Origin of the sequence: Aliiroseovarius zhejiangensis (genome assembly GCF_014656375.1) — a bacterium.
Taxonomy (GTDB): Bacteria; Pseudomonadota; Alphaproteobacteria; order Rhodobacterales; family Rhodobacteraceae; genus Aliiroseovarius; species Aliiroseovarius zhejiangensis.
In genome coordinates, this window is the sequence record NZ_BNCH01000002.1 from 483998 (window position 1) to 507759 (window position 23762).

Consider the following 23762-nt stretch of genomic DNA (forward strand, 5'->3'; position numbering starts at 1 on the left):
TGTCTGGCCACGTTATCCAAATGCACGATCAGCACAAGCCGGGGTATTGTTGCCGCACCGGGATCGAGTCCAGTTGACCCGCCCCGGTCGGCAGCGCAATTTGCGGCCATGACGCATTCGCCCTTTGCCACCCGCATCACCCGTTGTCCGATTCCGTTCGAGGTCGAACCGGCAGACGAGATCGACACCCTGTTTGCCGACCAGCCTTCAGACATACGGGCGGTGCTGTCTGGCGCGGCAGGCTGTGCGCCGTATCTGAAAGGGTTGGTGGAGAAGCAGGCCGACTGGCTGCGCGACGCCTTGTCCGGCGCGCCCGAGGATGCGATCGCTGAGGTTCTGGTGGAGCTGTCACCTTTTGCGGACAATGATAGCGCCTTGCGGGCCAGCTTGCGCGTTGCCAAGCAGCGCATCGCGCTCTTGGCGGGGCTGGCCGATCTGGCCGGGGTGTTCACGCTTGAACAGGTGACAGGGGCGCTGACCGATCTGGCGGACATGGCCACCAACACCGCCATGCAGTTTCAGGTGGCGCAGGAAATCCGTCGCGGCAAGCTGCCGGGCATGACCGAGGACGACATCGCCACCGCCGGTGGCATGGTGGCGCTGGCGATGGGCAAGATGGGCGCGTTTGAGCTGAATTACAGCTCGGATATCGACCTGATCATGCTGTTTGATGACAGCAAATTCGAGGGGGCGGATTTTCACGATGCCCGCGCCAGCCACATCCGTGCCACACGAAAGATGAGCGCGATGCTCTCAGAGCTCACCGCCGATGGCTATGTGTTCCGCACAGACCTGCGCCTGCGCCCCGATCCGGCGGTGACGCCGGTCTGCGTCTCGATGGAGGCCGCCGAGCGATATTATGAAAGCCTTGGCCGCACGTGGGAGCGCGCCGCCCACATCAAAGCCCGCCCGTGTGGCGGTGACATTGCCGCGGGCGAGGCTTATCTGACCCGTTTGCGCCCGTTCATCTGGCGCAAGCATCTGGATTTTGCCGCCATTCAGGACGCCCATGATATGCGCCTGCGGATCCGCGAACACAAAGGCCTGTATGGTGACATCACCTTGCCAAGCCACGATATGAAGCTGGGGCGCGGCGGCATCCGCGAGATCGAGTTCTTCACCCAGACCCGCCAGATCATCGCGGGTGGGCGCGACGAAGACCTGCGCGTTCGTGGCACTGTGGATGGGTTGGCGGCGTTGGCGGACAAAGGGTGGATCCCCACCGATGTGGCCGAGACCCTGACCGATCACTACCGCTTCCACCGCGAGGTCGAACACCGGGTGCAGATGATGCGGGACGCGCAAACGCACAAGCTGCCGTCGACTGACGAGGGGTTCGACCGGCTGGCGCGGATGATGGGGGAAGGCGATACCGACGCGCTGAAAGCGCGCATCCATGACGCCCTGTCCGAAGTGCATACGGTCACGGAAAGCTTCTTTGCCCCCGACGGCTCTGCCGCCGACACGCGCGAGCTGGACGAAACCGAAGCCGAGATTGTGCGCCGCTGGGAAAGCTATCCCTGCCTGCGCTCAGCCCGCGCGGTCGAGATCTTCAACCGGCTGAAACCGGACCTTCTGGCGCGACTTGCCGAAGCTCCGCGGCCGCATGACGCGCTGATCCATTTCGACGGTTTCCTGTCGCGTCTGCCCGCCGGTGTGCAACTGTTTTCCCTGTTCGAAGCCAACCCGACATTGGTAGACTTGATCATCGATATCGCCGCCACGGCACCAGCCCTGGCGGCGTATCTGGGGCACAATGCACAGGTGTTGGATGCGGTGATCGGCGGCGGATTTTTCGAAGACTGGCCGGGGGCCGAGGCGCTTCAGGCGCAACTGGAAGACCGATTGCAGGACTGGCCGGATTACGAAGCACGATTGGATGGCACCCGGCGTTGGATGAAGGAATGGCATTTCCGCGTGGGTGTGCATCTTCTGCGCGGCCTGATCACGGCACGCGAGTCAGGCACGCAATACAGCGATCTGGCGGATGCGGTGATCCGCGCGATCTGGCCGGTGGTGGTCGGGAATTTCGCGGCCAAACACGGCGACCCGCCGGGCGCGGGGGCGGCGATCATCGGCATGGGATCACTGGGCGCGCGCAGCCTGACGGCAACCTCGGACCTTGACCTGATCATGATCTACGACCCCCAGGGTGAAGAGATGTCCGACGGCCGGCGCCCCCTGGCCACCCGCACCTACTACGCGCGCCTGACGCAAGCCTTCCTGACCGCCCTGTCCGCGCCCATGGCCGAGGGGCGGCTTTACGAGGTCGACATGCGCCTGCGCCCCTCGGGCCGTCAGGGGCCGGTCGCAACCTCGATCGACAGCTTCCGTGCGTATCAGCGGGACGAGGCCTGGACATGGGAACATCTGGCGCTGACCCGCGCGCGCGTCGTGACCGGACCGGACAGCGTGGCCCAGGCCTATGACGCGGCCCGCGCCGAGGTGATGGCCTTTGACCGCGACCCGGCAAAGGTGGTGGCGGACGTGATCGACATGCGGGGCCGCATTGCCGAGGCGAAAACCGGCGGTGGCGCGCTGGATGCCAAGCTGGGCGTCGGGCATTTGCAGGACGTGGAACTGGTCGCGCAGGCGGCGGCCCTTCTGTCTCACGACACCGCGCGCGACCCGGCCGCGCAGATCGAACAGGGCGTGGCGCTTGGCTGGTTCACGCCCGCACAGGGGCAGGCGATGGCCGACAGCCACGATTTGATGTGGCGGCTTCAGGCGGTGTCGAAACTGTTGTCCGATGATCCATTGGACCTTGACGCGCTGGGGAAGGGCGGTCAGGACTTGCTTATGCGCGAGACCGGTGCCGAAAGTGAGGCGGCGCTGGTCAAGGAACTGGAGACCAGGGCAAGGGCCGCCGCCCGCGCCATAGACGAGGTGCTGGCATCACCCCCGAACTGATTTCGGGTCGCCACACCGGGGGGCAACATGACAGACCTCATCAAAGCCATCGACCCGCGCGGCCTGATCCGCGAAAGCTATCGCATCGACGGGATCCGGATCGAGGAATGCCGATCCATCTTCCTGGACTGGGCGCTGTTCGACGATCACGAGATGCCGCAGGCTGAGCGGATCAAGACCCTGCTGACCCATTTTGGTGCCGACGCGCCGGAGCACCCGATGACCGAGGTGATGAAACTGGCGCTGGACGACGCTGCGGCGCCCAAGCGGCGTGGGGGGCGCAAGGGACGGGTGGGGTGAGTAAATGTCGGCGTTGCGGGACATAGTTAGCATTCGCTGCGGTTGCGCCAATGGCAGCTTTGGAATGATCCTACTCCGCTGCTTCAATGCGTTTGCAGATGTCTTCCCAATACTTCGTTGCCGGACGGCTGGGGCCCGTCTCTGGGGCAAGTATCGAGTCTTTCCAAGCCTTGTGTGGGGCCGTGATGCGAAGACCATTGCCCTTGGCTTGCCGCTTCAGAGCTGCAAATGCCTGTCTAAACCGATGGTCTCGGATTGCGCGATCATACTGCGATAACACGAAGACATAGTAGAAGAGGTTATACCTGCGAAATGGGAATTCTGTTTTCAGGAACCGACTGCCGATCCCGAACGTGCAGGGTCCCAGCGGCTTGCGGCTGTCCCAATGGTCCAACAGGAAATCGACACCCTGATTGAGCTGTGCTTTCACCTTCTTGCTGTGTTTCCTGAAGAGACACGCGTCGAGGACCCAGAGTGTTGTTCCTGGATTGCTGGCATCCGTTTCAGGAGACTTGCCAAGCTTCGTAGTGGCACAGCGCCAGCCGCCGTCGCTCGCTTGATTAGACCGCAACCATTCATATGCCGCGTCCAGACCTGGCCAGTCAGAAGCACCGAGGCGACCAAATACGCATAAGACGTTGGCTGTGATGCAAGGCAGTTTTGATTGCTTGTCTGTGTATCGAAAGGAACCGTCATCGTTCTGATATGTTTCAAGGAAGCTCAGGGCATCCTTCAAAACAGGATTGCCGGCGGCAGACCCTCCCAGCTGACCAATCGCATGCAAAACATCTATGGTGCAGAACCCGGCTGGTGCATGGATATTGCCATCGAGACGAGACCAGAAAGGACCTCCGTTTTCATGCTGGCGGGCAATCAACGCGTTGATTTCAGGCTTTAAGTCCATTCAAGAGGCCTCCTTCAGGGGCAACGACGACAATGCCGCGCTACTCGGGCGGCGGCGCGAACGCAGCAACGACCTGTTCGCCCGTCATCATCTTGGTTTTGTTTGCGAATTCATAAAACGACGGCTTGCTATCAGTGAACACCTGCAAGGATAATTGCAGTTTTGATTGATCATCAAGCAACCCAACGGACAACTGATACTCATCTGCCCCAATAATGTGGTAAAACAGGTTGGAGCCGCATGCCTTGCAAAAGCCGCGCTCGGCCCATTCGGACGAACGAACACGACCGATGTTTTCTTCACCTTCAAAGTTCACTTGATCGCAGGTAACTTCCATGAACGGCCCTGCGGACCAGCGGCGGCACATTTCACAATGGCAAACCGTGACGTCCGGCTTGGTTGCCTCTCCAGAGACCCTCACAGCACCACACAGGCACTTGCCCGTTAGTCCAAGTTTTCCAGCCATCGGTATTCCTTTTCCTCATAGCAAACGCGTTGTAGTCTGGATTCGAGACACTAAAATGCTATCAGTCGAAATGATCGACATGATTGATTTCCATCAACACCGGCACCGCAAGCGGCCATTCGCTACTTTGCAGAAATTTAGCACTGCGGGCTCAAAGTAGACCTTCAAGTCAACTTTATCCCCCTCACACCTCATCCTCCTGCGGCCGCAGCATCAGCCAGATCAGCGATGCTCCTGCCAGCGCAAGGAACGGCACCATGGCGAGGTTGACGGCGTTCCAGCCCTCGACCGTCGAGCCGCCCGAGCAGTTCATCAGCCCGCCCGAGGCCAGTGACGCAATGGTCACGCAGCCAAAGACGATCATGTCGTTCATGCCTTGTACGCGGCCGCGCTCCTCGGGCGCGTGGGCACCGGCCAGCATCGAGGTCGCACCGATGAAGCCAAAGTTCCAGCCGACGCCCAGCAGGATCAGGGCGACGAAGAAGTTCTCCAGCTCGACCCCTTGCAGCGCGACGACGCCGGCAAGGCCAAGGATGGCCAGGCCGGTGGCGATCACCTTGCGGGTGCCGAAGCGCGCGATCAGGTGGCCGGTGAAGAAGCTGGGCACGAACATCGCCAGCACGTGGGCGGTGACGACATTGCCCGCCATGTCGGTTTCAAACCCGCAGCCGACCACCGCCAAGGGCGTCGAGGTCATGACAAGGTTCATCAGCGCGTAAGAGACCATGCCGCAGATGATCGCCACCGCAATCACCGGGTCGCGCAGAAGCTCGCGCCTTGTGCGGCCCTTGGGATCGTCAGCCGTGGGTTTGGGCGGTTTGGGAATGTCCAGCCCAAGGAACAGAAACGCGCCCAGAATGTTGATCGCGATAATGGTCAGATAGGCGCCCAGAAATGGCACAACCAGCATGTCATTGGTGGCATTGAACAATTGCGGGCCGATGATCGCCGAGGCCAGCCCCCCCGCCATCACATAGGAAATCGCCTTGGGCCGAAAGGCGGGCGAGGCCGTGTCGGCGGCGGCGAAGCGATAGAACCCCTGCGCCGACTGATACAGCCCCATCAGGAAGGACCCGATCAGGAAGATGGTGAAATCCGCTTGCGTCAGGGCATAGGCGCTGATCGCGGCGCCCAGCGATCCGCCCAGCGTGCCCAGCCAGAAGCCCACGCGCCGCCCGAAGGTCTGCATCACCCAGGCGACCGGGTTGGCAAACACCATCGAGCCGCCCACCATCAGCGAAATCGGCAGCGTCGCCCAGCAGGGGTTCGACGCAAGCGATTGCCCGGCCAGCCCCGCCATGGTGAAGATCATCGGCATTTGCGACCCAAGGATGGCTTGCGCCAGCACCAGGATGGTCACGTTGCGCTTGGCGCGGGCGTCGTCGGTCGGGGTCAGGGTCGCGTCACTCATGCGCATATGCGTATCTGTGAGCAGGAGATTTGACCAGACGGAAAAAACCGCGCCGGACGCGGCATTTGATCGCCCTTGGTCAGGCGCGGTCAATCAAATGGGCAAAACTGCCGGAGACATGGCCCCGGATCAGCCCCATGGGGGGCAGGGCGTTGCCTTCGGCGTCATAGGCGGTGAACAACGGCGTTCCCTCGGCCCGCAGAGTGGTGGCGTAATGAAACTCATGCGCCGTCCAATCGCCCGCGAACGGGCCGTGCGTGGCGGTCAGCGACCGATACCCCAGATGCAGTTTACGCGTCGCAAAGCTGGTTTCCAGGTCCAGCAACCCCAGCATCGCGTGTCTGATGCCGTCCTTGTCGGTGATCGCGTGGCCCAGCACCATGTAGCCCCCGCATTCGCCATAGATCGGGCAGGTCGCGGCGCGCATGCCGGCCCTGAACGTCCGGGCTGTGGCGAGTGTTTCGGCGTGCAGTTCGGGATAGCCGCCGGGCAGGAAGATGAAATCCGCGGTTGGGTCCGGGGTTTCATCGGAAAGCGGCGAAAACGGCAGGATCACCGCACCCTCTGCCTGCCAGTCGGCCAGAATATGCGGATAGGCGAAGGCGAAGGCGCGGTCCGACGCGATGGCGATCCGCTTTCCGGGCGCGGATATTTGCGGGCCGGTTTGTGCCAGCGCCGGGATCGGTTCCGCCAATTCTGTCATAGCGTCAAGGTCGATCGCAACCTCGACCGCGTCGGCCACGCGGTTCAGATAGGCCTGCAGGTCAGGGTGTTCGCCCGCCTGCACCAGCCCCAGATGGCGCGACGGATGCTCCATCCCCGCTTGCCGATGCACGGCGCCCAGCACCGGGATCCGGTTGTCTTTCAAGGCAGAACGCAGCATCGTTTCATGGCGCGGGCTGCCGACATTGTTCAGGATCACACCAGCCACGCACACATCTCTGTCATGGGCAGCGAAGCCTGCGACCAGCGGCGCAACCGAATGGGCCAGCCGCGCGCAGTCGACAACCATCACGACGGGTACGCCCAGCTGGCGCGCCAGATCCGCTGTCGCCCCACGCCCGTCCGGCGGCGCACCATCGAACAACCCCATCGCGCCTTCGATCAACAAAAGATCTGCGCCGGTGGCGGCAAGGGCGTTTATCCGTGCGGGTTGCATCGCCCAGGCGTCCAGATTGGGGCAGTCCCGCCTGCAGGCGGCGGCGTGGAAGCGTGGGTCGATATAATCGGGGCCGGATTTCGCGCCGCTCACGTCCACACCCCGGCGCGACAAGGCGCGCAAAAGGCCAAGCGTCAGCGTGGTCTTGCCGCTGCCCGAGGATGGCGCGGAAAGGATCAGACCATTCTGACCCAAGCGGGTCATCAGCGATCCTCGGCCGGACGGCCACGGCCCAGCGGGTCGGTGTTGCGCGGGGCCATTCCGGCCGCCAGCGCCTGCCAGTCCAGCGCCTGACGCATCAGAACGGCACGGCCGACGCAGATGATCGCAGGGGCTTCGATGCCATCGCGCGCGGCGTCCTCGAGACAGGTGCCAAGGGTGGTTTCCAGAACGCGTTGATCGGGCGTGGTCGCGTTTGAGGTGATGGCGACGGGTTCATCCGCGGGGCGCCCTGCCTCCATCAGCGCGGCACGAATCCGGTCCAGATGCTTCATACCCATATAGATCACGATCACCTGCGAGCCGCGGGCAATCGCGGCCCAATCCAGCGATCCGGGCGTGTCGCCCGACTGGTCATGGCCGGTCACGAAGGTCACGGATTGGTTCACATCGCGATGGGTGACGGGAATGCCCGCATAGGCCAGCCCGCCGATCCCCGCCGAAATGCCGGGAATGATGCGGATCGGGACGCCATGTTGCACAAGTGTCTGGCCTTCTTCACCGCCGCGCCCAAACACAAAGGGATCGCCGCCCTTCAGGCGCAGAACTTTCTTGCCCGCACGCGCCAGATCAACCAGTTGCAACGAGATGTCGCGCTGTTTGGCCGACGGTTTCCCGCCGCGCTTACCTGCATAAATTATCTCGGTCCCAGGCTGTGCCCAGGACAGGATTTCAGGGGCGACCAATGCGTCATGCACGATCACGTCAGCTTGCGACAGGGCGTTGACCGCATGGATGGTCAACAGCCCGGGATCGCCGGGACCGGCCCCCACCAGCCACACCCAACCGGGCTGCATCTGGGGCCAGTCTGTGCCCGGCAGGCGGGGCAGGGTGTATTCATGCGAGTCGGTCATGCGCTTCTTATGCACCGGGGCGCGGGGGACGAAAAGCGCCGATGCGACCTCAATCGGTGGATTGGCGGCGCTGCGGCCTCGGCCTATAGTCGGCGCGATGACCAGTGATTTGCCCCCCAAACTCAGACGCGGCTGGACCACGGGCGCTTGCGCGACCGCAGCGGTGAAAGCCACGCTTGAGGGGCTGTGGGGGGGCGGTGTGCCGGATCGCGTGACGATCACCCTACCCAGAGGCGAAACACCGACATTTGTCGTCGAAGAGGCTGGGCAGGCAGACAGCTGGGCCGAGGCCGCGATCATCAAGGACGCAGGCGATGACCCGGACGTGACCCATGGCGCCCTGATCCGCGCGCGGGTCGCCACCGGCCGGGCCGGGCAGGGTATCCGCTTTCTGGCAGGCGATGGCGTGGGCATCGTGACCAAGCCCGGCCTGCCGATCCCGCCGGGCGAACCTGCCATCAACCCCGTGCCGCGCCAGATGATGAAGGGGGTTATCCATGAAGCGGCAGAGACGTTCGGGAAAAGCCCCGATCTGAATGTAACGATTTCCGTGAGGAATGGCGCGCAACTGGCTGAAAAGACCTGGAATCCGCGTTTGGGGATCAAGGGCGGCCTGTCGATCCTGGGCACCACGGGCATCGTGCGCCCGTTTTCCTGTGCGGCGTGGATCGCCTCGATCCATCGGGGCATCGACGTGGCCCGCGCCGAGGGGCTGACCCATGTGGCGGGCTGCACTGGCGCGACCTCGGAACGGGTCGTGCAGGCGCTTTATGGCCTACCGGATGGGGCCATGCTTGATATGGGGGATTTTGTTGGGGGAATGTTGAAATACCTCGCGCGCCATCCGATCCGGCGCGCAACCATCGGTGGAGGCATTGGCAAATTGACGAAACTGGCCCAAGGCGCGCGCGATCTTCATTCAGGCCGCAGTCAGGTGGATTTCCACCAGCTTTCTGACTGGATGGGGGATCCAGAGGTCCGGGGCATGAATACTGCCCTGGAAGCATATGAAAAGCATGGAAAAAGAATGGCTGATGTGGTCGTGGAGAAGGCCCGGGACGAGGCTGCCAAGATGCTGCGGGAGGCTGATATAAGACTTGATGTCGTGATGATTGACCGAAACGGCACCGTGATCGGACGGGCGTCGTGAAGCTCCTTCTGCTGGCAGGGACGCAGGAAGCGCGCGCCATCGCGGACCGATTGGCCGCCGAAGGGATTGATGCCATGGCGTCATTGGCCGGGGTCACGGACGAACCCAGATTGTTCCCCATTCGGACGCGCAGGGGCGGATTCGGAGGTGAAGAGGCGCAGGAGCGCTATCTGAAAGACGGCAAATTCGACACGGTGATTGACGCAACCCACCCGTTCGCGACCCGTATTTCCAGTCGGACGCTGACCATCGCGCGGAGACACGGGCTGCGCTATCTTCGCGTTTTGCGCCCAGCCTGGCGGGCGCAGGACGGCGATCTGTGGCACGCGGCGACGACCAGGGAAGACGTGGAAAGACTGGTTCCCAAGGGTGCCCGTGTTTTTCTGGCGACCGGCGCGCAATCCATTGATGAATGGTCCGAATTTGCCAAGGGCAGAACGCTGTTCTGCAGGCGCGTGGATCGGACCGATGATCCGTTCCCCTATGACGGCAGCTGGATCATCGGGCAGCCGCCCTTCGTACTGGCCTATGAGATGCGGCTTCTGAAAACCTATGCAATTGATTGGGTTGTGGCGCGAAATTCAGGCGGACCGACACGTGCGAAACTGGATGCTGCGCGCGCGCTTGGGCGTCCCGTCGCGCTTCTGGACCGGCCCGCGATGATGGATTGTGACCACGTTTCAACACCCGACGAGGCGCTGGCGTGGCTGACCAAACAGACCGCCTGATCCACGGACCGGATTGCCTGCGCGAAGGGGCGAAATGGCTCTGTGCGGCAGAGCCTGCCTTCCAAACTGTCCACGATCAAATCGACGACATTCCCCTGCGCCTGCGCGATGACGGGTTCGGGGCCCTGATGTTTGCCATCGTGGGGCAACAGGTCTCGACCGCCTCAGCCGCTGCGATCTGGGCACGGGTCGAAGGCGCGGGCATGGTGACGCCGGACGCGGTTGCCTGCGCAAGCCCTGATGATCTGGCCGCCTTGGGCTTGTCACGCCCCAAGATCCGCTATGCCCATGCGTTGGCGCGGGCAGGGATCGACTATCCCGCTTTGCGCAGGATGCCGTCGGATCAGGTGATCACCACGCTGACGGCCGTGCCGGGGATCGGGACATGGACGGCCGAGATCTATGCGCTGTTCGCGCTGGCGCGGGCGGATGTGTTTCCGGCGGGTGATCTGGCCCTGCAGGAAGCCGCAAGGCTGCTGTTCAACCTGCCCGCGCGCCCGGCGGAAAAAGAGATGCGGTCCCTTGCCTTCGCGTGGTCTCCGTGGAGAGGCGTTGCGGCCCGGCTGCTCTGGGCCTATTACCGGCTGGAAAAGCAACGCGAAGGGATCCGCTGATGAACCGAATACTGGATGTGAAACGCCGCCCGGCGGCCTCGGGCAACACCAAATCGGTGGTGGTGTTCCTGCATGGCTATGGCGCGGACGGGGCTGACCTTCTGGGCCTTGCCGACCCGTTGTCGGAACATCTGCCGGATACGGTGTTCATCGCCCCCGACGCGCCCGAGAAATGCGCGGGCAATCCGTTCGGCTTTCAGTGGTTTCCCATTCCTTGGCTTGACGGCTCGTCGGAAGAAGACAGCATGAAAGGCGCCAATCAGGCCGCGCAGGATATCGACGCCTTTCTGGATCAGGTGCTTGAGGATGAGGGGATAAGCCCTGAACAACTCATCGTTTTCGGCTTCTCGCAAGGCACCATGATGGCGTTGCGTGTGATCCCGCGCCGGGACGAACCGATTGCCGGGATCGTCGCGTTTTCGGGACGGATGCTGGAGCCTGACCAGTTTGCCGATCACATCAAGTCCAAGCCGCCCGTGCTTTTGGTGCATGGCGATCAGGACGACATGGTGCCGCCGGGCCATTTCTCGGAAAGCGGCGAAATCCTTCAGGCCAACGGGTTCGAGACCTATGGTTTCATCATGAAGGGCACAGGCCACGGCATCGCGATGGACGGCTTGTCGGTTGCGCTGAGCTTTATACAGGACAAGCTGGGCATCAAATCGGCCGCGAAGGAATAGCCTTTCCCGTCACATCGTTGTCATGCTGTTGTCATGCCGCGACTTCATACTCATGTTACCCCAACATGATGGGGCTTGTCAGGTTGATCATCCTATATATAGTCAACCTTAGAGCATGGGGCGGGCGTCCCCGCCCCGGTGGCCTGACCAAGGGCCAATACGGGCGAGGATTGACGCGAGATGGATGGCGATTTCAGGACAGAGTTTGTGCGCGAAGGCGGCGGGGCCAGAACCAATGCAGCCCTTGTGCTCAATGCCGATTACCGGCCCCTGTCATACTACCCCTTGTCCCTGTGGCCCTGGCAGGAGGCGGTGAAGGCCGCGGTGCTGGACCGGGTCAACATATTGGCCGAATATGACGAGGTGGTCCGAAGCCCGTCGCTGGAGATACGGATCCCCTCGGTGGTTGTCCTGAAAGACTATGTGAAACCTCAAAAGCGCGTGGCCTTCACGCGCTTTAATCTTTTTCTGAGGGACGAATTTTGTTGCCAGTATTGCGGGGCCAAGGGGGATCTGACCTTTGATCATGTGGTGCCACGGGCCGCAGGTGGCGTGACCAGTTGGGAAAATGTCGTGGCCGCCTGCCAGAAATGCAACCTGCGCAAAGGGTCAAAGCCCCTGCGATTTTCCGGGCTGAACCTGCGCAAACCGCCGCGCCAGCCTGCCGCGGGAGAATTGCGCAACATCGGGCGCAAGTTTCCGCCCGGCCACTTGCATGAAAGCTGGATGGATTTCCTCTATTGGGATGCCGAACTGGAGGCGTGACGGTGACTGCGCAAGGCGCTAGCCTGCCTTCATGAAAAGGGAGCTTCGCCATGCCTGATCCATTCTTCACGCCGATTTCTGGATTCGATCTGCCGCGCTTTGCAGGTGTGCCGACCTTCATGCGTCTGCCACACGTCGAATTTGACCATCCCCGATTTCCCGAGGTGCAGATCGGGCTGATTGGCGCGCCGTGGGATGGGGGCACGACAAACCGGCCCGGCCCGCGCCACGGCCCGCGACAATTGCGCGATATGTCCACCATGATCCGCGCGCAGAACGGGGCGACCGGCGCGCGACCGTTCGAGGCCGCGAACTGCGCCGATCTGGGTGATGTGGCCCCGAACCCTGCCGATCTGATGGACAGTTTGCAACGGATGGAGACGTTCTATGCGCGGGTGAGGGCGGCAAATGTCCGCCCGTTGACCGCCGGGGGTGACCACCTGTGCACCCTGCCGATTCTGCGAGCATTGGCCAAGGATCGCCCCCTTGGCATGATCCACTTCGACAGCCACACAGACCTGTATCATTCCTATTTCGACGGCACCATGTACACGCATGGAACCCCTTTCCGCCGCGCGGTGGAGGAGGGGTTGCTGGATCCGCAGCGCGTGGTGATGATCGGCATTCGCGGCACCGCCTATGACAACGAGGATCGGGATTTCGCCGATAGTGTCGGTATTCGGGTGATCCCGATCGAAGAGTTTCACACGCGCGGCGTTGCCGATGTGATGAGCGAGGCGCGCGATATTGCTGGGGCAGGTGACACCTATGTCAGCTATGATATCGATTTCGTGGACCCCGCCTTCGCCCCCGGCACCGGCACGCCCGAAGTGGGTGGCCCAAATTCATATCAGGCGATCGAGGTGGTGCGCGAGTTGCAAGGGGTGACGATCGTCGGGGCCGATCTGGTCGAGGTCTCGCCCCCCTTCGATGCCACAGGTGCGACCGCCTATCTGGGGGCGTCGATCATGTTCGAACTTCTGTGCGTAATGACAGGCTGACCGCTCACGGCCACCACTTTCGCTTGAGGTGGGGCGGATGAATGCTAGACTTCGCGGCACGGGATGTTTAGAAGCCGTGACAGAACCCGTTAGCGCTAACAGCAAATGGAGCAGCCCATGGTCTCGCGCGTCATTCCCGTCGATCCGTTCGATCTTGTGATTTTTGGGGGCACGGGTGATCTTGCCCGCCGGAAGATCTTGCCGGGCCTCTACCGGCGGCATCAGGATGGCCAGATGCCCGACGATGCGCGGATTATCGGGGCTGCACGGGGGGAAATGGACGCCGAAGGTTATCGCGTTTTTGTCGAAAATGCCGTGCGCGAATTTGTGCCCAAAAAGAAATGTGATCCCAAGGATTTGAAAGGGTTTCTTGCACGTTTGAGCTTTGTTCAACTGGATGCGACGGGGACGCAGGGCTGGTCAGATCTGAAAGCTGTTGTGCGACAGGATGTTGTGCAGGCCTTCTATTTCTCGGTTGGGCCGAGCCTGTTCGGGGCCATAGCCGAACGGCTACACACCCATGGCATCGCCGGGCCCGAGGCGCGGATCGTCGTCGAAAAACCTTTCGGCCATGATCAGGCCAGCGCGCAGGCGCTGAATGATACTTTGGCGCAGCATTTCGCCGAACATCAGATCTATCGCATCGACCATTATCTGGGCAAGGAAACCGTGCAGAACCTGATGGCGCTGCGCTTTGGCAACATGCTGTTTGAACCGCTCTGGAACGCGCAATATGTGGATCACATCCAGATCACCGTGGCCGAAACCGTGGGCGTCGAAGGGCGCGGCAGTTATTATGACAGGTCGGGCGCGATGCGCGACATGGTGCAGAACCACCTGATGCAACTACTGTGCCTGACCGCGATGGAGCCGCCGTCGAAGTTTGAACCCAACGCGGTGCGCGACGAAAAGCTCAAGATCATCCGCGCGCTGGACCCGGTCGCCACCGATGACATCGTGCGCGGGCAGTATCGCGGCAGCAACACTGTGGCCTCGTATCTGGAAGATGCCGAAACCGATGCCAGCACGACCGAAAGTTTCGTGGCAATGAAGGTGCATATCTCGAACTGGCGCTGGAATGGCACGCCGTTCTATCTGCGCACCGGCAAACGGATGCGGGGGCGAATGTCGGAGATTGTCGTGCGCTTCAAGGAGCCACCGCATTCGATTTTCGAAGAAGACACTGGCCAGTCCGCCAACGAATTGTCGATCCGCCTGCAACCAAATGAAGGCATGGACCTGAAGGTCACGATCAAGGAGCCGGGATTGGGCGGGATGCGCCTGATTGATGTGCCGCTGGACATGACCTTCGCCGACGCCTTGGGGGAAGAGGCCGCCGATGCCCCGGACGCCTATGAGCGACTGATCATGGATGTGATCCGCGGCAACCAGACCCTGTTCATGCGCGGTGACGAGGTCGAAGCCGCCTGGGCCTGGACCGATCCGATCATCGCCGGGTGGGAGGATCGGGGCGACAGGCCCAAGCCCTATGACCCGTTCTCGACGGGGCCGGAAGAGGCGCTTATGCTGCTGCACAAGGATGGACGCCGCTGGAGGGAGATCCGCGAATGAAACTGGTCGAATATGCCGATCGCGACATGATGATGCTGGACCTTGCCGACAAGATCGCGTCCGAACTGGCGATGGCATTGGACCACGGGGACCGCGCCGCGCTGGCGGTGCCCGGCGGTTCTTCGCCCGGCCCGGTTTTTGACGCCTTGTCGGGCGTCGATCTGGACTGGGAACGGGTGGATGTGATGCTGACCGATGAACGCTGGGTGGCCGAGGATCATCCCCGGTCGAACACCGCGCTTCTGAAATCCCGCCTGCTGGTCGACAAGGCCGCTGCGGCGCGCTTGATCCCGCTTTACGGTGGCTCGGCAGCGCCGGAAGACTGCCTGAACACGCTGACAAAAGATGTCGAGGACGCCCTGCCGCTGGCGGTCGTGTTACTGGGCATGGGCGAAGACATGCACACCGCCAGCCTGTTTCCCGGCGCCTATCGTCTGTCCGATGCTTTGTCGGCGAAGGCCCCGGTGCTTCTGCCCATGCGCGCGCCCGGTGCGGATGAACCGCGTATCACCCTGACCGCACCGGTATTGAACGGCGCCATGTCCAAGCATCTGCTGATCATGGGCGAAGGCAAGCGCGCCGCATTGGCGGCGGCGTTGGATGCAGCCGATGCCCTTGACGCCCCGGTCAAGGCGGTTCTGGCCGATATGACGGTTCATTGGGCGGCCTGATCCCGGGCCAACAGTTTTTTGAGGAAAAGCATGAGTTTCAGCGATTTGAAAGCCTATCACGCGGCCGGTCAGACGCGCCGGATCGCGGATCTGTTTGACGATGAAAATCGGGCAAGGACGTTTTCAACACGGGCTTTGGGGCTTGTTTTCGACTGGTCCAAGACCGCGCTGGATGATCAGGGGGTCGAGCTTCTGCTGGCGTTGGCAGACGAAGCGCAGGTGGCCGCGCGGCGGTCGGCTATGTTTTCGGGCGAGAAGATCAATCTGACCGAGGATCGCGCGGTCTTGCACGTGGCCCTGCGCGCCGGTGGCGACACCCGGATCGAGGTGGACGGGACCGATGTGATCCCCGCAGTGCATGAGACCCTGGCGCGGATGCGGGATTTTGCATCGCGCCTGCGGTCGGGCCAGATCCGTGCGCCGGGGGGTGGGCGGTTTCGTGATGTGGTGAACATCGGCATCGGCGGGTCGGACCTTGGCCCGGCGATGGCAACACTTGCCCTTTCGCCTTACCATGATGGACCGCGTGTGCATTTCGTCTCGAACGTCGATGGGGCGCAGATCGCGGATGTGCTGGCTCCGCTCAACCCGGCGGAAACGCTGGTGATCGTGGCGTCCAAGACCTTCACCACCATTGAAACCATGACCAACGCCGCCACCGCGCGCGACTGGCTAGCGCGCGAGGTGGGGCAGGGCGCGGTGGGGCTGCATTTCGCCGCACTGTCGTCAAATCTGGAAAAGACGACCGAATGGGGCATCGCGGATGAGCGTGTCTTCGGATTTGAGGACTGGGTTGGTGGACGTTACTCCATGTGGGGGCCGATTGGCCTGTCACTGATGATCGCGATTGGCCCGGACCGGTTTGACCAGATGCTCGAAGGCGCACGGGCGATGGACGAGCATTTCTGCCAGGCAGAGGGTCGTGGAAACATGCCCCTGATGCTGGCACTGGTGGGGATCTGGCACCGGCAGGTTTGTGGCTATCCGACACGCGCGGTCTTGCCCTATGAACAACGGCTGGCGCGGCTTCCGGCCTATCTTCAGCAGTTGGAGATGGAGAGCAACGGCAAGCGCGTTGCACTGGATGGCAGTCTGCTGGACGAGGTGTCAGGCCCCGTGGTCTGGGGCGAACCCGGCACCAACGGGCAGCATGCATTTTATCAGCTGATCCATCAGGGAACGGATATCATCCCGTGCGAGTTCATGGTCGGCGCCTCGGGGCACGAGCCGGAACTGGACCATCAACACCGGCTGTTGATGGCCAATTGTCTGGCGCAGTCTCAGGCGTTGATGCAAGGTCGGTCGCTAGAGGAGGCGCGGCAGATGATGGCCGCGCAGGATTTCGAAGGGGATGAGCTGGAACGTCAGGCCGCGCATCGGGTGTTTCCGGGCAACCGGCCGTCAACCACGCTCTTGTATCCCAAGCTGACGCCCGAGGTGCTGGGCCAGATCATCGCGCTGTATGAACACCGGGTGTTTGTCGAAGGGGTGATCCTTGGCATCAACTCTTTCGATCAATGGGGGGTCGAACTGGGCAAGGAACTGGCGGTGGCGCTGGAACCGGTCGTATCCGGCGTCGCAGAGGGGGCGGAGTTGGACGGATCCACCCGTGCCCTGGTCGCGCATCTTCAGGCGATGAAGAAAAGCCGCACCGTGACATAAACCGCCCCGGGTCCGCCGGGCAGAGAACGCGGGTCGGGATCAGGCGGCTGTCGTGGCCATGCGCCCTTCGGCGAGTTCTTCAATCGAATCGTAAACCCGACCGCGCACCTCTGGCGCTTCCATGATCACTTCGTGTTCAAGCCCTTGCAGGATTTCCAATCGCCCCTTCGGCCAGCGCGCCATCAGCGAATGAATGGGGGCGGGTTCGACGATGCGTTCACGCGTGCCCAGCCAGGTGACCGCTGGCAGGTTCGGGGCGGGCAGGCGGGACAACGCCTGCATTTCGGACAGAGCCGCAAACAGCCAGCCTGCTGTCGGCCCGCCCAGCGTCAGTTCGGGATGCGCCTTGGCCTGCGCGCGCATCATGTCCCACATCTCGCGATTGGTGGTCAGCATATTGTCGTCAAAGGCTTCGGCCAGCACATAGGTCTGGCGCGCGGTGCCGGGGGACAGGGCCAGCTTCCACGGGCTGCGATGCAAGGCCCAGGAAAAGCCCCATGCCAGCGGGCGAACGGGTTTGGACATCACGATGCCCCACATCGGCGCACTGAAACAGGCCCCGACCACGTCCAGCCCGTTGTGCAGCGCGCGCAGCCCGATGCAACCGCCCATCGAATGGGCCAGAAGCGTGAAGGGGCGCGGCAGGTCAAGGTCGCCCGCCAGCGCCAGCATCTGGGTCAGGTCAAGCTGGTATTCATCGAAGTCATCGACATGCCCCAGTGCGCGTTCCTCATCAGGCCGATCGGCCAGCCCCTGTCCGCGCCAGTCGATGATCAGCGTGTCAAATCCGCGTTCGGCCAGCTCAGCCGCTGTCAGGCCGTATTTTTCGATATATTCGGTGCGGCCGGGAAGCAGAAGGACCGTCCCACGCCCGGTCGTGCCCTCGTGCTTGGGCCAATGCGCCAGACGCACCCGCACCCCGTCCGATGCCATACGCCAGAAGGCGCGCCCATTGGGCGGCCCTTTCGCGATCTCGTTGAACAGCGGGGCGTCTGACATTTTGTGTCCTTCCGGTGGCGTCAGGCCAGCGCCGCGCCAAGCTGCATCGCCAGCCCCATATTGCCATCCACCGACAATTTGCCGGTCATGAAGGCCGTGGTCGGGTTTGTCTCGCCCGACAGCATCTTTTGAAACACATCGGTGTCGGCGGTCAGGGTGACGTCGGCTTCTTCATCGCCGGGGCGGGCGCCGTTGCTGTCGACCATGATCGCGCCTTCACCGTTCAGCACGAATTTCGCCGTTCCGCCGTCAAAGCCGCCATCCATCTTTTCGTTCAGGGCGGCCACTGCCGCATTGATCACGTCGCTCACGTCATATCCTTTCGTTTGCTGCCCGCTTGGGCGTCAGTATCGCAGGGATGCTAACGCAGTGTTGACGCGGGCGTAAATCGCTTTTCGGTAAAGTGACGTTCGGGAAATTCGCCCGGGTGCGATGTTTCGCCGGCGATCAGGGTCGGTTCCGCACGCAAAAGTGTCTGCCGTTGGGGCGGGGTTCTGCTAGGATTGCGGCATGGCCCGCTCATGTCTCATTGCCGCGTCGATTCTTGCGCTTGCCGCTGGTCTGCCGATCTCGGCAGCCGCCCAGACGGCCGCGCCGTCGCCGGATGCGCCGCGCGCCACGCAAAACATCACGCAGCCCGCGGCAGATCAGCTGGAACATTTGTTCGCGCTGTTGGCCGAGGCAGATGACAGCAACTGGAAGGCGTTGGAAGACGAAATCTGGGATCTCTGGTCGCGGTCCGGGTCGGATGCGTTCGACCTTCTGCTGGAACGCGGGCGCGATGCGATGGAGGCCGGTGACTTCGATGTCGCCATCGAGCATCTGACCGCGCTGACCGATCACGCCCCCGGCTTTGCGGAAGGGTGGAACGCCCGTGCCACTGCCTTTTACCTGTCGGGGCGGTTGGGTCTGTCGCTGGACGATATCGCGCGTGTCCTGACGCTTGAGCCGCGTCACTTCTCGGCCTTGTCCGGCCTTGGCATGATCATGGAGGAGTTGGGCGACCCTCAAGCCGCGCTTGAAGCCTATCGGCATTCACTTGCTATACATCCCCGCAATCCGCGCATAAAAGAGGCCGTCGAACGACTTGAAACCGCCGAGGGGCGGGATATCTGAGGGGCGGGCGCGGGCAATCGCGCCCACCGACACGGACGGAAGGGCAGAACATGGTCTCGGACAGCGCGCGGGGTGGCCCGCGGATCACTGCCGTGCTTGGCCCCACCAACACCGGCAAAACCCACTATGCTCTGGATCGGATGCTGGGCTATCGCACCGGCGTCATCGGCCTGCCGCTGCGCCTCCTGGCGCGCGAGGTCTATGACAAGCTGGTGGCCTTGCGTGGCCCCAACGCGGTCGCGCTGGTCACGGGCGAAGAACGCATCGTGCCGGAACGTGCGCAATACTGGGTCGCGACGGTCGAGGCGATGCCGCTGGGTCTTGGGGCCGATTTTGTGGCCATTGATGAGATCCAACTTTGCGCCGACCCGGAACGCGGCCATGTGTTCACCGACCGCCTGCTGCATATGCGCGGCACGCAGGAAACGCTGTTCATGGGGTCCGACACGATGCGCGGCGCGATTGCGGCCTTGGTGCCCGAGGTGCAGTTCCTCTATCGCGAACGGTTTTCCGAACTGGTCCACGCCGGGTCCAAAAAACTAAGCCGGATGCCGGGACGATCTGCGATTGTCGGATTTTCTGTCGACAACCTCTATGCCATCGCCGAGTTGATGCGCCGCCAGAAGGGGGGCGTCGCCGTGGTGATGGGCGCCCTGTCGCCGCGGACACGCAATGCGCAGGTCGAGATGTATCAAAGCGGCGAGGTTGATTACCTGATCGCCACCGATGCCATCGGCATGGGGCTGAACCTTGATATCGACCATGTAGCCTTCTCGGCCCTGTCGAAATTTGACGGACACCGGATGCGTGATCTTGCGCCTAACGAACTGGCGCAGATCGCAGGGCGGGCAGGGCGCTATATGAAACATGGCTCGTTCGGGGTAACGGGCGAAGCCGCGCCACTGTCTGACGAGATGGCCGAGGCGATCACATCGCACAGCTTTACACCCATCCGCAAACTGTGCTGGCGCAATGCAGACCTGTCCTTTGGCAGCGTTCCGGCGCTTATCCGCTCGCTTGAAATGCCGACCACGAATGACCGCCTGACACGGGCGCGCGACGCCGATGATCTGGTGGCGCTGAAGATGCTGGCCGAGGATGCCGAGGTGGTCGCGCGCACGACCGACGCCCGCTCGGTCAGGTTGCTGTGGGACGTGTGCCGCCTGCCTGATTTTCGCGGCATCAGCCACGCCGAGCACGCTACGCTGATCACCAACCTGTTCAGCGATCTGCATCAACATGGGCGGGTGCGCGCCGACTGGTTCGCGCGTCAGGTGAAGCGTATTGACCGCATGGATGGCGATATTGATACCCTTTCCAAGCGTTTGGCATATATTCGTACATGGACATATGTTGCACAACGGGGCGATTGGCTGGATGATGTTGCCCATTGGCGCGGAGAGACTCGTGCTGTAGAAGACCGCCTGTCGGATGCGTTGCACAGCGCATTGACCAAAAGATTTGTAGATCGCCGCACATCCGTTTTGCTGCGGCGGTTGAAACAGAAGGAGAGCCTCGTGGCTGACGTGAATGACAAAGGTGAAGTGACCGTGGAAGGCCAGCATGTTGGCCGGCTGGAGGGGTTCCGGTTCAGCCAGGACACCGCCCAAAGCCCGGAAGAGGCGAAAACCCTTCGCGCAGCCAGTCTGAAGGCGCTGGCGCCGGAATTTCACCTGCGCGCCGACCGGTTCTATAACGCCCCGGATACCGAACTGGACTTCACCGAACAGGGTGGCCTGATGTGGGGCGAGCTGGCCGTGGGCAAGCTGGTCAAGGGCGACGAGCTGCGCAAGCCTCGCGTTCAAGCGTTTGTGGATGAAGAAGCCGGAACGGATGTGGCTGAAAAGGTCACGCGCCGCTTGCAGCATTTCATCGACCGCAAGGTGCAGGCCCTGTTCGAGCCGCTGTCCGCGATCGAAAAGGACGAAAGCCTGACCGGTCTGGCCCGCGGCTTCGGCTTCCGCATGATCGAGGCACTGGGGATCATCCCCCGCGATCAGGTCGCGCAAGAGGTCAAGGAGTTGGATCAGGACGCCCGCGCCGCGCTGCGCAAGCACGGTGTTCGTTTTGGTCAGTTCACCATCTTCATGCCGCTGCTTTTGAAACCCGCGCCGACCCGTCTGCGACTGGTGCTGGACAGCCTGTTCAAGGATCTGGCCGAGTTTCCGGAATCGCCCCCGCCCGGTCTTGTCACCATCCCGGTGGTCGAAGGCGTGGACCCGTCTGCGTATATGCTGGCAGGCTACCGTCCCGCTGGTGCGCGCGCGATCCGTATCGACATGCTGGAACGGCTGGCCGACCAGTTGCGGGCCGAGGACAGCCGCGGCGGGTTCGAAGCCAAGGCCGATATGTTGTCGATCACCGGCATGACGCTGGAGCAATTCGCCGACCTGATGCAGGGGCTTGGCTACAAGGCCGAAAAGGGCGAGCGGGTGAAGGTCAAGGCGCCGGTAGCCCAGACAGAGGCACAGGCGAAGGCCGATGGCGGAACACCGGACGAGGTGCCCGGCCAGACACCCGCGGAAACGCCGGTTCAGACCCCTTCCGAAACCCCGACCCCGCCACCTGCCGAAGTGCCGGTCGAACAACCGGGCGAAACCCCGTCAGACCCCCCGGCGGAAGTGCCGGAGACCCCGACAGACAGTGCCGACGCGCAGACAGGCGAAGAAACACCCGAACAGGAGGTCTTCTATACCTTCACCTGGGGTGGGTTTGCCCGTGCCCGTGGCGGCAAGCCCCGAGGGGACCGCGCTGGCGGGGATCGCCCGCGCGGCAAGCAAGGGGCGAAACCGGACGGCAGGAAGGGTGGCAAGCCGGGGCGTGGCGGACCGCGCAAGGGGCCGCGTGACAACAAGCCCAAAAGCTACCAGTCCGGTCCGAAAAAGGAAAAAGCCATCGACCCGGACAACCCTTTTGCCGCCCTTCTGGCCCTGAAGGAAAAGAACTGACCCGCGCAACCGGAACAGACCCATCCGCGCAGGGCTTCGACCGGACGGGGCCTAGGATGCGCGCCGACAAATGGTTGTGGCACGCGCGTTTTTTCAAGACGCGCGGGCTGGCCACCAAGATGGTCGCGGCAGGTCATTTGCGGGTCAACAGCGACAAGGTGTCCAAACCGTCCTTTGGGATCGGGGCAGGGGATGTGCTGACCTTTCCGCAGGGCCGCCAGGTGCGGGTAATCCGAATCCTTGCGCTGTCGACGCGGCGCGGACCGGCCCCCGAGGCACAGGCGCTGTATGATGACCTCGATCCGCCCGCCACGGGCAAGGACACTGTTCCCGGCTCGTCGGCGCCAGCAAACCGGTCTGACCGGAAAGGCCGCCCGACCAAGAAAGATCGTCGCAGCCTGGACCTTTCGCGCAAGCGATCCCTTGAATGATGGCGCGGGCTGCAATATTGGGGGCTGTATGCCAAAGTGAGGTGTCATCATGACCTATGTCGTCTTAGACAATTGTATCGCCTGCAAATACACCGATTGTGTGGAAGTCTGCCCCGTAGATTGCTTCTACGAAGGCGAGAATATGCTGGTGATCCACCCTGATGAATGCATCGACTGTGGCGTGTGCGAACCGGAATGCCCCGCCGATGCCATTCGGGCCGACACCGAACCGGGCACGGAAAGCTGGGTCGAGTTCAACCGGAAATACTCGGAACTTTGGCCGGTGATCATCGAACGCAAGGACCCTTTGCCCGATGCGGAAGAACGCGACGGGGAAGAAGGGAAGTTGCAGAAATACTTCTCCGAAGCGCCGGCAGAGCAGTGATTCGCCTGTGTCGCGGATCGGCACCGATCGGGTGGGTATTTGACCAACGGTCAGTTGGCTAATCCCTTGGGGAACAAGCGAAAATACCACCTGCCGCACTGCGGCGCTTTCGCTATGTCGTTTTTTGTGATATGATAGGGGTGATTTTGTTGGGGCAAGCACCACCGGATGCCGGTGAAACGTACCGAAAATGACAGTCAGCCGACGGGTATTTTCATACCCTGCGGTTTTTTGTCGACCGGACAGATCGTGCCAGCCTGACAAGCCAAGCAACATTTACGCGAAGGATGCGCCGTATGAGTAAGAAAAAGCTGGATTTCCGCCCGAACGAATATGTCGTCTATCCGGCCCATGGGGTTGGACAGATCGTTTCGATCGAGGAACAGGAAGTCGCCGGGATCAAGCTGGAGCTTTTCGTCATTTCGTTCGAAAAAGACAAGATGACACTACGGGTGCCGACCAACAAGGCGACCGAGGTGGGGATGCGCAATCTGGCCAGCCCGGACGAGGTGTCGGATGCGATGAAAACCCTGAAAGGCAAGGCGCGGGTCAAGCGCGCGATGTGGTCGCGCCGGGCACAGGAATACGAACAGAAGATCAACTCGGGCGACTTGATCGCCATTGCCGAAGTGGTGCGCGACCTGCACCGCACGGATGACCAGCGCGAACAAAGCTATTCCGAGCGTCAGCTATACGAAGCGGCGCTGGAACGTCTGACGCGCGAAGTGTCGGCCGTTGCGGGTGGCGACGATCTGGCGGCACAGAAAAAGATTGGCGACGTGCTGCAATCGCGCGCCGCCTAAACCCTACGTCGCAA

The 23762-nt window shown here is 62.3% G+C and carries 23 protein-coding genes; 16 read left to right on the forward strand and 7 right to left on the reverse strand.

Annotated features, from left to right (window positions below):
* Positions 1-108 precede the first annotated feature (108 nt).
* Positions 109-2910, forward strand: a complete 2802-nt coding sequence (locus IE188_RS07055) for a bifunctional [glutamine synthetase] adenylyltransferase/[glutamine synthetase]-adenylyl-L-tyrosine phosphorylase (RefSeq protein WP_191285750.1) — start codon at positions 109-111, stop codon at positions 2908-2910.
* Positions 2911-2937: 27 nt separating this feature from the next.
* Positions 2938-3210, forward strand: coding sequence for a hypothetical protein (locus IE188_RS07060; protein WP_191285751.1), 273 nt, complete (start codon positions 2938-2940; stop codon positions 3208-3210).
* 70 nt (positions 3211-3280) lie between these two features.
* On the opposite strand, the gene IE188_RS07065 is transcribed toward IE188_RS07060, so the two are convergent.
* From IE188_RS07065 to cobA, 5 genes are all read right to left on the reverse strand, one after another.
* A complete protein-coding gene (locus tag IE188_RS07065; RefSeq protein WP_191285752.1) occupies positions 3281-4114 on the reverse strand; it encodes a prenyltransferase/squalene oxidase repeat-containing protein in 834 nt (277 codons plus the stop codon).
* A gap of 40 nt (positions 4115-4154) precedes the next feature.
* Positions 4155-4580 (reverse strand): GFA family protein, encoded by a 426-nt coding sequence (locus IE188_RS07070; protein ID WP_191285753.1) that lies wholly within the window; start codon positions 4578-4580, stop codon positions 4155-4157.
* A gap of 184 nt (positions 4581-4764) precedes the next feature.
* A complete protein-coding gene (locus IE188_RS07075) occupies positions 4765-5991 on the reverse strand; it encodes an MFS transporter (protein ID WP_191285754.1) in 1227 nt (408 codons plus the stop codon).
* A 79-nt stretch (positions 5992-6070) separates the two neighbouring features.
* Positions 6071-7354, reverse strand: coding sequence for a cobyrinate a,c-diamide synthase (locus IE188_RS07080; protein WP_191285755.1), 1284 nt, complete (start codon positions 7352-7354; stop codon positions 6071-6073).
* The gene (cobA, locus tag IE188_RS07085; protein WP_191285756.1) at positions 7354-8223 is read right to left on the reverse strand and encodes a uroporphyrinogen-III C-methyltransferase; all 870 of its coding nucleotides are present in this window, start codon (positions 8221-8223) and stop codon (positions 7354-7356) included. The genes IE188_RS07080 and cobA overlap by 1 nt, the downstream gene beginning before the upstream one ends.
* A gap of 97 nt (positions 8224-8320) precedes the next feature.
* On the opposite strand from cobA, the gene IE188_RS07090 reads away from it, so the two are divergent.
* From IE188_RS07090 to pgi, 9 genes are all read left to right on the forward strand, one after another.
* Entirely contained in the window at positions 8321-9373 is a 1053-nt protein-coding gene (locus IE188_RS07090; protein ID WP_191285757.1) for a cobalt-precorrin-5B (C(1))-methyltransferase, read from the forward strand.
* Positions 9370-10101, forward strand: a complete 732-nt coding sequence (locus IE188_RS07095; RefSeq protein ID WP_191285758.1) for a precorrin-6A/cobalt-precorrin-6A reductase — start codon at positions 9370-9372, stop codon at positions 10099-10101. Before IE188_RS07090 ends, IE188_RS07095 begins: the two co-directional genes overlap by 4 nt.
* Positions 10077-10715 carry a DNA-3-methyladenine glycosylase family protein gene (locus IE188_RS07100; protein WP_191285759.1) on the forward strand — a complete coding sequence of 213 codons (639 nt, stop codon included), beginning with the start codon at positions 10077-10079 and terminating at the stop codon, positions 10713-10715. The genes IE188_RS07095 and IE188_RS07100 overlap by 25 nt, the downstream gene beginning before the upstream one ends.
* On the forward strand, positions 10715-11395 hold the full coding sequence (locus IE188_RS07105) for an alpha/beta hydrolase (protein WP_191285760.1): 681 nt from the start codon (positions 10715-10717) through the stop codon (positions 11393-11395). The genes IE188_RS07100 and IE188_RS07105 overlap by 1 nt, the downstream gene beginning before the upstream one ends.
* A 180-nt stretch (positions 11396-11575) precedes the next feature.
* Positions 11576-12160: an HNH endonuclease gene (locus IE188_RS07110; RefSeq protein WP_191285761.1), complete on the forward strand. Its 585-nt coding sequence runs from the start codon at positions 11576-11578 to the stop codon at positions 12158-12160.
* Between the two features lie 50 nt (positions 12161-12210).
* Positions 12211-13161 carry an agmatinase gene (locus tag IE188_RS07115; RefSeq protein ID WP_191285762.1) on the forward strand — a complete coding sequence of 317 codons (951 nt, stop codon included), beginning with the start codon at positions 12211-12213 and terminating at the stop codon, positions 13159-13161.
* A 117-nt stretch (positions 13162-13278) separates the two neighbouring features.
* Positions 13279-14733 carry a glucose-6-phosphate dehydrogenase gene (gene zwf / locus IE188_RS07120; RefSeq protein ID WP_191285763.1) on the forward strand — a complete coding sequence of 485 codons (1455 nt, stop codon included), beginning with the start codon at positions 13279-13281 and terminating at the stop codon, positions 14731-14733.
* Complete coding sequence (pgl, locus tag IE188_RS07125) at positions 14730-15404, forward strand: 6-phosphogluconolactonase (RefSeq protein ID WP_191285764.1); 675 nt, start codon at positions 14730-14732, stop codon at positions 15402-15404. Before zwf ends, pgl begins: the two co-directional genes overlap by 4 nt.
* 30 nt (positions 15405-15434) lie before the next feature.
* The gene (pgi, locus tag IE188_RS07130; protein ID WP_191285765.1) at positions 15435-17066 is read left to right on the forward strand and encodes a glucose-6-phosphate isomerase; all 1632 of its coding nucleotides are present in this window, start codon (positions 15435-15437) and stop codon (positions 17064-17066) included.
* A gap of 39 nt (positions 17067-17105) precedes the next feature.
* On the opposite strand, the gene IE188_RS07135 is transcribed toward pgi, so the two are convergent.
* Both IE188_RS07135 and IE188_RS07140 read right to left on the reverse strand, forming a co-directional pair.
* On the reverse strand, positions 17106-18065 hold the full coding sequence (locus IE188_RS07135) for an alpha/beta fold hydrolase (RefSeq protein WP_191285766.1): 960 nt from the start codon (positions 18063-18065) through the stop codon (positions 17106-17108).
* 20 nt (positions 18066-18085) lie between these two features.
* A complete protein-coding gene (locus IE188_RS07140) occupies positions 18086-18376 on the reverse strand; it encodes an SCP2 sterol-binding domain-containing protein (protein ID WP_191285767.1) in 291 nt (96 codons plus the stop codon).
* Positions 18377-18575: 199 nt separating this feature from the next.
* On the opposite strand from IE188_RS07140, the gene IE188_RS07145 reads away from it, so the two are divergent.
* The 5 genes from IE188_RS07145 (at position 18576) to IE188_RS07165 (ending at position 23748) form a co-directional block, all read left to right on the forward strand.
* Positions 18576-19181: a tetratricopeptide repeat protein gene (locus IE188_RS07145; RefSeq protein WP_191285768.1), complete on the forward strand. Its 606-nt coding sequence runs from the start codon at positions 18576-18578 to the stop codon at positions 19179-19181.
* A gap of 50 nt (positions 19182-19231) precedes the next feature.
* Positions 19232-22129 (forward strand): helicase-related protein, encoded by a 2898-nt coding sequence (locus tag IE188_RS07150; protein ID WP_191285769.1) that lies wholly within the window; start codon positions 19232-19234, stop codon positions 22127-22129.
* Between the two features lie 56 nt (positions 22130-22185).
* Positions 22186-22560 carry an RNA-binding S4 domain-containing protein gene (locus IE188_RS07155; RefSeq protein WP_191285770.1) on the forward strand — a complete coding sequence of 125 codons (375 nt, stop codon included), beginning with the start codon at positions 22186-22188 and terminating at the stop codon, positions 22558-22560.
* A gap of 49 nt (positions 22561-22609) precedes the next feature.
* Positions 22610-22945 carry a ferredoxin FdxA gene (fdxA, locus tag IE188_RS07160; protein ID WP_191285771.1) on the forward strand — a complete coding sequence of 112 codons (336 nt, stop codon included), beginning with the start codon at positions 22610-22612 and terminating at the stop codon, positions 22943-22945.
* Between the two features lie 296 nt (positions 22946-23241).
* Positions 23242-23748: a CarD family transcriptional regulator gene (locus IE188_RS07165; RefSeq protein ID WP_191285772.1), complete on the forward strand. Its 507-nt coding sequence runs from the start codon at positions 23242-23244 to the stop codon at positions 23746-23748.
* Positions 23749-23762: the final 14 nt, after the last annotated feature.

Coding starts and splice junctions, on each gene's coding strand:
- IE188_RS07055 (WP_191285750.1), top strand. CDS start 109: ATGACGCATTCGCCCTTTGCCACCCGCATCACCCGTTGTCCGATTCCG.
- IE188_RS07060 (WP_191285751.1), top strand. CDS start 2,938: ATGACAGACCTCATCAAAGCCATCGACCCGCGCGGCCTGATCCGCGAA.
- IE188_RS07065 (WP_191285752.1), bottom strand. CDS start 4,114: ATGGACTTAAAGCCTGAAATCAACGCGTTGATTGCCCGCCAGCATGAA.
- IE188_RS07070 (WP_191285753.1), bottom strand. CDS start 4,580: ATGGCTGGAAAACTTGGACTAACGGGCAAGTGCCTGTGTGGTGCTGTG.
- IE188_RS07075 (WP_191285754.1), bottom strand. CDS start 5,991: ATGAGTGACGCGACCCTGACCCCGACCGACGACGCCCGCGCCAAGCGC.
- IE188_RS07080 (WP_191285755.1), bottom strand. CDS start 7,354: ATGACCCGCTTGGGTCAGAATGGTCTGATCCTTTCCGCGCCATCCTCG.
- cobA (WP_191285756.1), bottom strand. CDS start 8,223: ATGACCGACTCGCATGAATACACCCTGCCCCGCCTGCCGGGCACAGAC.
- IE188_RS07090 (WP_191285757.1), top strand. CDS start 8,321: ATGACCAGTGATTTGCCCCCCAAACTCAGACGCGGCTGGACCACGGGC.
- IE188_RS07105 (WP_191285760.1), top strand. CDS start 10,715: ATGAACCGAATACTGGATGTGAAACGCCGCCCGGCGGCCTCGGGCAAC.
- IE188_RS07110 (WP_191285761.1), top strand. CDS start 11,576: ATGGATGGCGATTTCAGGACAGAGTTTGTGCGCGAAGGCGGCGGGGCC.
- IE188_RS07115 (WP_191285762.1), top strand. CDS start 12,211: ATGCCTGATCCATTCTTCACGCCGATTTCTGGATTCGATCTGCCGCGC.
- zwf (WP_191285763.1), top strand. CDS start 13,279: ATGGTCTCGCGCGTCATTCCCGTCGATCCGTTCGATCTTGTGATTTTT.
- pgl (WP_191285764.1), top strand. CDS start 14,730: ATGAAACTGGTCGAATATGCCGATCGCGACATGATGATGCTGGACCTT.
- pgi (WP_191285765.1), top strand. CDS start 15,435: ATGAGTTTCAGCGATTTGAAAGCCTATCACGCGGCCGGTCAGACGCGC.
- IE188_RS07135 (WP_191285766.1), bottom strand. CDS start 18,065: ATGTCAGACGCCCCGCTGTTCAACGAGATCGCGAAAGGGCCGCCCAAT.
- IE188_RS07145 (WP_191285768.1), top strand. CDS start 18,576: ATGGCCCGCTCATGTCTCATTGCCGCGTCGATTCTTGCGCTTGCCGCT.
- IE188_RS07150 (WP_191285769.1), top strand. CDS start 19,232: ATGGTCTCGGACAGCGCGCGGGGTGGCCCGCGGATCACTGCCGTGCTT.
- IE188_RS07155 (WP_191285770.1), top strand. CDS start 22,186: ATGCGCGCCGACAAATGGTTGTGGCACGCGCGTTTTTTCAAGACGCGC.
- fdxA (WP_191285771.1), top strand. CDS start 22,610: ATGACCTATGTCGTCTTAGACAATTGTATCGCCTGCAAATACACCGAT.
- IE188_RS07165 (WP_191285772.1), top strand. CDS start 23,242: ATGAGTAAGAAAAAGCTGGATTTCCGCCCGAACGAATATGTCGTCTAT.